The organism is Psychrobacter submarinus (assembly GCF_904846685.1).
GTDB classification, from domain to species: Bacteria; Pseudomonadota; Gammaproteobacteria; order Pseudomonadales; family Moraxellaceae; genus Psychrobacter; species Psychrobacter submarinus.
In genome coordinates this window covers 1-6,171 of sequence record NZ_CAJHBQ010000006.1, presented here as the reverse complement: position 1 = coordinate 6,171, position 6,171 = coordinate 1, and the positions used below count along the sequence as shown (strand labels likewise).

The window sequence follows — 6,171 nt, the reverse complement described above, 5'->3', positions numbered from 1 at the left end:
GTACGTTATCAACGATGGATTGGATCTTTTCTTTTGAAAGTGCACCGTCTGCATCTGTAAGTTTATCTAATGTTTTCTTATGAAATTTGAGCGTTAAGCCTTGAAAACCCTTGCCCCTACTCTTTTTGATGTACTCTACAGTAACCTTATAGTTTGTGTTCTCGTTGATTTCATCGACAGCAGTTTCTATGACACGTTTTTTCAACTGACTAAATTTTTGGTACTTATCAGCTACTCCCATAATATATTTAAAATCATCTAAGTCGTAACTTTTGCTGTACTGATACTGACCCAACCAACATACAATTAATTCATATAAACGTATGGCATGAATACTTGATAACTCACTGATTTCTAATAACTTATATTTAGTAAAATTAGCTTTTATTTGGGTGAGATACGGCAGAATATCTTCAGCAAAGGCTAGCTTAACCTCACCGTTATTCGGACTAAAATGGCAACCGCTAACAAACCGAGTTCTTAATTTTTCATCATTAGGTAGCTCAATAGCAACCTCTCTTTCGAAGAGTCTATTTGATGCTTGTTCAAGGTCACGATAGACATTTTTTGCAGTAGTATCCTTGTAAAACAAAGCTTTCATATCATCTGTAGTAATTGTGAATTTAGTCTGCTTGCTAATGCTTGGTGCATCTGGTCGGCTATCTATCTGACTAATACAAGCTAATAGTAACTCTTTTTCTTTCGTTGTCATGATGTATGTAGCCATTACTAAATCATTTGACTGTACGACTAAGTTGTTCTCCATATCCTGTATCTCATGCTAATAATATATAAACTATATTATCATTAAAAACATTAAAAGCAACATGATTTTAATTTAGTGGTTTTTTGACTCATTTAGTGGTTTTTTGACTCATTTAGTGGTTTTTTGACTCATTTAGTGGTTTTTTGACTCATTTAGTGGTTTTTCTCCTCGTAAACCATTGATTTTAAAGGTAAAAAATGGCTCTTAAACAGGATTAAACAGGATTAAACAGGATTAAATAAAAACCTCTAAAGATAGCGAATGAAAAAAAATGAAAAATTAGAGCTTAAAAAAGCTTCCAATCAGCAGATTGGAAGCTAGAAATATTTAGCAAATGGAGTTAACTGATTACCTAGTACCCTTTCTAAAGTAATCAGGATAGCCTTGTTTCATTTCCTGTTTTGATTTATTGAACTCATGCCTTGCACCTCTAGCAGCTTTAAACGCTCCAGCACCTTCGCTACGACTCTTTTGATAAGCTCCTGCCGCAGACTTACCAGCAATACCTGTTCTGACAGCACCAGCACCGCCTGAAGTGCTTTTACTACCAGCTGATGCTGAACCACCACTAACCTTAGCCATAGCTGTTCCCACAGCGCCACCAGCTGCCCCTGCAAGCTGTTGAACATACTGCGGTATAACAATCAGTACACCCATACATAAGACACCTAAAAACGTGTATACGCTCGCATTCATTAACTGCTGCTCTCCCTCGTCAACTACTAATGCAGTTAACCCCGCTTCAAAAATACCTGCGAAAATTGAAAATACTGCAAGCACAAAGATGACTGTTAGGATGGTATTCAAGATTTGACCAACCCAAGAGAAAAAATACTGACGAATAGATGGCCAGATAAGACAGCAAATAAAGATCGGCCCGACTCCTAGCATAAGTGCAAGGACAACTTTGGCGATAATAAGCCATAGCGCACCCATCACAACACAAAGTATCGTTCCTAGCAGCACTAACGCGCCATAGAGATAAGGCGCTAAGTTAGCATCTATCGGATTCATACTGGCCTCATTAAAATAAAGGCCGGCATTGTATGCACCGAGACTAAATAGATCTTCAATAGTACCTGCTGCTGTCTGTCCGCTTTCAACGCTTGTGTTATTAACTGCACCCGATAAGGAAACGATTAGATCATCAGGCATGGTAAGAAATACGTCGATAATGTAGCTTTGATACACAGCTGAAGTTAATGCAATAGAAGTAATGATAGACGCCCACATCATCTTAGTGGCCACTTCAGTAAAGGGGCGATCAAGCATTCCTCTAATGGCCATAATGCCCAAAAGAATAAAAGACAGTGTTATTCCACCCATGACCAGCGGTGCAATTTCTGCCGCTATATTTGATGAAAAATTTTGAGCAAAAGAGCTTAACGCATCATCAAGCACTTCAAACGTCTTACTTAGAAAGTTTGTACTTTGGCCTGAATATTCAGCCATGATCAATCACCTTATTAGCTTTAAAACTGCTGTACGTTCTTATCTACAGACGTTTCATTAAATCGTTTTGCTTTAGCTGCTTCAGCGTTTGCACAATTTTCACTACTTTGCTTGTTCTCTTTGCAATCAGCTAAGACCTGATCACGCACTTCTTCATTCTCATAGAGGTATTCAGCTGTATAGGTTTCAGTTTGTTGGCTACAGCCAAATAAAATTAAGCAAACAGGAAGAATTAATAATTTTTTCATAGTAAATCACCACTGCTGTACGTTCTTATCTGAAGACGTCTCGTTAAATCTTCTCGATCGATCTTTACGTTTTTGAGCCTGTAAATCCTTTTCAGACTCACGTAGCATCTTGGCCATTTGCAGCTGATTGTTTTGCAAGCTAAGCATTGCGCTCTCAACTTGAATACGGTTTAGAAGATCCGCAGCTGCTTTAGGGTCATTTTGCAAATCAACAGAGTTGGCCATGCGCTGGATCTGATTGAAGCGATCGACACTACGAGCATACATATCATCAAGCTTTACTTTGTTTTCCAAAGATGCACGTTTTTCTTGTTCAAGCAATTGCTGCATTTGCTGCTTTTGTGTGCCTGTGAGTCGTTGGCTATTTTGCAAACGGTCAATTTTTTCTGCCAAGCCCTGCCAGTTACCTGTTTGGTAGTCTCTATACATCCCCTGCATTTCACTAGGCAGATATTTACCATACTGGTTAAATAGTGCGCCTACATCACGAGTGCCGCGAAATTGTTCAAATTGCGCTTGGGCTTGCGCTACTTGCTTATAAGCTTCTTGCAATTCCAGCATTTGACGAGCAAAGCCACTGGCATCAAATACTGGAACACCAGCTGCTTGAGCCTGGATAGTTGGTAGGGCGGTCAATGGCAATACCATTGACGCTGATAATACAGCTGTTAATAGTTTGTTTTTCATATCATATGTCTCAAATAAATATAATTGATATACTACTATAATAAAATGCGGACAGGAATATCAATGGACAACTTTTCTATTTTTCTATATTTTTTAATAGCTGTAACATCAATATTACTTTTTTTCTATACGAATAGAGTCTTCTTTAAAGCAAGAGAGAGAAGTTCAACGATAAAGAAATATGGGAATATTTCAGAGCTTGATCACGAGGATCTGCTGATAGCAAAAAATGAACTTTCAAAGATAGGTATTGATGGTAAAGGCACGGAAGACGTGTATATCAGAGAAGAGCGCGTATATTTACCCATCGCTATAGTACTTGTATTTGTCTCAATATTTTTAGCTATAAGCATAGTCTTTTCTGATGACACAAGACAGCTAGGTAAAGTAATAATCACTGTTTCACTTATTCTAATATCAAGTAAATTTTACGAGCTGTATAGAACATCTAGGATAAATAGATTTTTATCTATAGAAAATTAAGACACTAAAATATTTTTTTAATATAACGTAAGTACAACTTTTAAAAAAATATAATAATGACGCTTTACTAACTTTCTACTAACTTTTTAATGCCTTTTTACTAACTTTCTACTAACGGTGAATTCTAGGCTTATAAATCAAGGCTGTTTGCAGTATGCAAACAGCTATACCCTTATAAATAAAGACTTAGCAATCATATTGTTTGCACTGTGCATACACTTTTGAACGATGTGTATCCCCTGAAACCCTTGTGATGTATGGAGTTGTGGCATTCCCTTTAGGGTGCGTATGGTGTAGTCATAAAATCGAATGATTTTATGACCAAAAGCGGGTGAAAAAATCAGGTATTTTTCACCTGTAGTAAGACTTTTTGCAAGAAAAAGGCTTATAAGAGCGTTACTACTGCGTTATTACTGCAAAATAACTGCATTTCTACTGCATAAATGAGGCAAATAACCTATAATGATGCAATTCTACTGCATATATGCTGCATTATTACTGCGTAATGACTGCAATTCTACTGCAAAAGACGGGTAATCAATGTTGGTGCTGTTATAGGTGAATAACGATGGCTAAAAGAACAAAATTTTCAAAATTTCGGTCGCTGTATGATGTGATTGAGAGTTTGCTCGATACTTACACTCATGAAGGGGTAGTTGAGATACTGGCTGAAAGCCATGATTTAGAATTGTCGGTTTCTACGCTAAGGAGCTATCTCTACCGCTATAAAAAACAATCAAAGGAATTATCTGTAGCTACAGATAATTTTAGTGGTCAAGACAAAATCAATCTTAGACAGCAAAAAACTGAAAAAGTGGCCGAAGATCAAAATCCTATAGAACCTAAAATGACCGCAGATGAGGCACTAGCGAGATTTAAAGAGCGCCAACAGAATAAGTCGCTGTTCGATAGGAAAGCTACCGATACTGTCTCTATCGAACGAACAGAGATTGAAAGCTCGGAGGGTAGTAATTCAGATACAGATGAAGACTTAGATGCTGCTTTAGAGGAAATGAAGATAAAATTAGCTAACAAGTCGATTCTGAATAAAGAGTAGGAGTAATTTATGAGTATGTCAGGTGTATCAGTGGCCAGTAGTCAAAGCCTTCAGCTTGAAGCCACCCAAGAAGCTTATGATAGAGCTATCGTAACGCTTAACCTTGTCTTGATCGAGGACACAACCTATGAAAACGCTGTGAGAACAAAGCTATTTGAAATCATGGACGAAAGAAACGAGCTAGGAAACTACTCTACTTCAGATCTTCACGCTATGGCAAAAGATATTGAAGGGAATGTCGATCAGTTCCTTAGCGAGTTAGGCGCTCAAAACTAGAAGCATAAGTCAAAATTGCCTACATATGCCGATAAGTAATGTATAATTCCAAGCACTCTGATTTAACAGGACTTATCAAATGAAACTGCAAAGAGTAATACCAGCTTTATTTTCAGTAGCGCTATTATCAATGCCAACCCTTTCAAATGCAGCCTTAGAAGGCGATGCTTGTACTGCGGGCGATTATGGCTCTAAAGCTCAATACCGTTGTTCTACGGTAGGGAATGGGCAGTACATGACCATCAGGGAGTTATACCAGTTGGGCTATCGTGTGGTTTCATCATACGCATACGAAAAGACAGGGAATACGGTCATAATCATAGAAAAACAAACCTCTTAACGTCCTAAGGTCACCCCTACTGCTGTAGGGGTGAAATGTATTAATTCTTTTGTTTATCTTGCTTAGCAATCGATGCCTAGTGATCGGTTAAGTATTCTTCTAGAGCATCGTTGATCATGTCCTGATAGTTACCACCTGTCTGCTTGGCTCTGTCCTTGAATTTGGCAAGGATACTTGGGCTAATGACACTAGCTTCTGTAGGAAGCGCTTGCGATCTGATACTGCCACGGATAGCATCTGACCAGTCGGTGACTTCTGGAATGTCTGATAGATCAATGTCATCATCGCTAAGCGTTGCTAGATGTTCTAAGTCTGCTTGCTGCTTAGCTGTTAGTGGCGGTAATTCGTCTATGTGATAGCTAACCTTGTTCATACAGTCTCCTTTCAATCTTTGTGGCACGCCTTGCAGAGATAATGCGTATGATCTCACCACCGTCTATATCTGTTTGTGTGTGGGCTACCAGTAGGACAGCTGTACCGTCTACTGTACCCAACGCTTGCCACCGTTCTTCGCCATTCTCATACCTGTCTTGTTGACGCAGACACAAGGGATCTAAAAATACCCGTGTTGCTGCTTCAAAGGATAAACGGTGCTTGCGCTGATTGATGATGTTTTTTTGTTCATCCCATTCAAATGTAATACTCATCTGCCCTCTCTGTCAGTATGCACTTTGTTGGCTGATAATTCCTGGTTACTTGCCCTGACTGACTTTTGGTAAGTAGCTTTCAAGTGTTTTGTTTGACTTTTTAAAGCTTTCAGGCTCTCGCTGTATGATATTAAACATTTCACGCTTGAACGTGTCTGTATTCATTTTACCGTCATAGCTAAGACTTGGATGATCGTTATAGTCGTTCATAAACT

At 38.5% G+C, this 6,171-nt stretch carries 10 protein-coding genes; 4 read left to right on the top strand and 6 right to left on the bottom strand.

Annotated elements, in window-relative coordinates; all coding sequences use genetic code 11:
* From JMY03_RS12995 to JMY03_RS12980, 4 genes are all read right to left on the bottom strand, one after another.
* Positions 1-712 (bottom strand): replication initiation protein (locus tag JMY03_RS12995; protein WP_265089655.1); only part of this gene is annotated, 712 nt, incomplete at its 3' end.
* 402 nt (positions 713-1,114) lie between these two features.
* The gene (locus JMY03_RS12990) at positions 1,115-2,218 is read right to left on the bottom strand and encodes a type IV secretion system protein (RefSeq protein ID WP_201604267.1); all 1,104 of its coding nucleotides are present in this window, start codon (positions 2,216-2,218) and stop codon (positions 1,115-1,117) included.
* A gap of 20 nt (positions 2,219-2,238) precedes the next feature.
* The gene (locus JMY03_RS12985) at positions 2,239-2,466 is read right to left on the bottom strand and encodes an EexN family lipoprotein (RefSeq protein WP_201604265.1); all 228 of its coding nucleotides are present in this window, start codon (positions 2,464-2,466) and stop codon (positions 2,239-2,241) included.
* Positions 2,467-2,472: 6 nt separating this feature from the next.
* Positions 2,473-3,153 carry a type IV secretion system protein gene (locus JMY03_RS12980; RefSeq protein WP_201604263.1) on the bottom strand — a complete coding sequence of 227 codons (681 nt, stop codon included), beginning with the start codon at positions 3,151-3,153 and terminating at the stop codon, positions 2,473-2,475.
* A 63-nt stretch (positions 3,154-3,216) separates the two neighbouring features.
* Between JMY03_RS12980 and JMY03_RS12975 the strand changes: the two genes are divergently transcribed.
* From JMY03_RS12975 to JMY03_RS12960, 4 genes are all read left to right on the top strand, one after another.
* Positions 3,217-3,636: a hypothetical protein gene (locus tag JMY03_RS12975; protein ID WP_201604261.1), complete on the top strand. Its 420-nt coding sequence runs from the start codon at positions 3,217-3,219 to the stop codon at positions 3,634-3,636.
* A gap of 568 nt (positions 3,637-4,204) precedes the next feature.
* Complete coding sequence (locus tag JMY03_RS12970; protein WP_201604259.1) at positions 4,205-4,693, top strand: hypothetical protein; 489 nt, start codon at positions 4,205-4,207, stop codon at positions 4,691-4,693.
* A 9-nt stretch (positions 4,694-4,702) separates the two neighbouring features.
* Positions 4,703-4,969 (top strand): hypothetical protein, encoded by a 267-nt coding sequence (locus JMY03_RS12965; RefSeq protein WP_201604257.1) that lies wholly within the window; start codon positions 4,703-4,705, stop codon positions 4,967-4,969.
* 79 nt (positions 4,970-5,048) lie between these two features.
* Complete coding sequence (locus JMY03_RS12960) at positions 5,049-5,309, top strand: hypothetical protein (RefSeq protein WP_201604255.1); 261 nt, start codon at positions 5,049-5,051, stop codon at positions 5,307-5,309.
* Positions 5,310-5,385: 76 nt separating this feature from the next.
* Here the strand turns inward: JMY03_RS12960 and JMY03_RS12955 are convergent, their stop codons facing one another.
* Both JMY03_RS12955 and JMY03_RS12950 read right to left on the bottom strand, forming a co-directional pair.
* Entirely contained in the window at positions 5,386-5,682 is a 297-nt protein-coding gene (locus JMY03_RS12955; protein WP_227675636.1) for a hypothetical protein, read from the bottom strand.
* Entirely contained in the window at positions 5,669-5,956 is a 288-nt protein-coding gene (locus JMY03_RS12950) for a BrnT family toxin (protein ID WP_201604251.1), read from the bottom strand. Before JMY03_RS12950 ends, JMY03_RS12955 begins: the two co-directional genes overlap by 14 nt.
* Positions 5,957-6,171 lie beyond the last annotated feature (215 nt).

Excerpts from the sequence above, each read along its gene's own strand:
- JMY03_RS12990 (WP_201604267.1), bottom strand. The coding sequence starts at position 2,218 with ATGGCTGAATATTCAGGCCAAAGTACAAACTTTCTAAGTAAGACGTTT.
- JMY03_RS12985 (WP_201604265.1), bottom strand. The coding sequence starts at position 2,466 with ATGAAAAAATTATTAATTCTTCCTGTTTGCTTAATTTTATTTGGCTGT.
- JMY03_RS12980 (WP_201604263.1), bottom strand. The coding sequence starts at position 3,153 with ATGAAAAACAAACTATTAACAGCTGTATTATCAGCGTCAATGGTATTG.
- JMY03_RS12975 (WP_201604261.1), top strand. The coding sequence starts at position 3,217 with ATGGACAACTTTTCTATTTTTCTATATTTTTTAATAGCTGTAACATCA.
- JMY03_RS12970 (WP_201604259.1), top strand. The coding sequence starts at position 4,205 with ATGGCTAAAAGAACAAAATTTTCAAAATTTCGGTCGCTGTATGATGTG.
- JMY03_RS12965 (WP_201604257.1), top strand. The coding sequence starts at position 4,703 with ATGAGTATGTCAGGTGTATCAGTGGCCAGTAGTCAAAGCCTTCAGCTT.
- JMY03_RS12960 (WP_201604255.1), top strand. The coding sequence starts at position 5,049 with ATGAAACTGCAAAGAGTAATACCAGCTTTATTTTCAGTAGCGCTATTA.
- JMY03_RS12955 (WP_227675636.1), bottom strand. The coding sequence starts at position 5,682 with ATGAACAAGGTTAGCTATCACATAGACGAATTACCGCCACTAACAGCT.
- JMY03_RS12950 (WP_201604251.1), bottom strand. The coding sequence starts at position 5,956 with ATGAGTATTACATTTGAATGGGATGAACAAAAAAACATCATCAATCAG.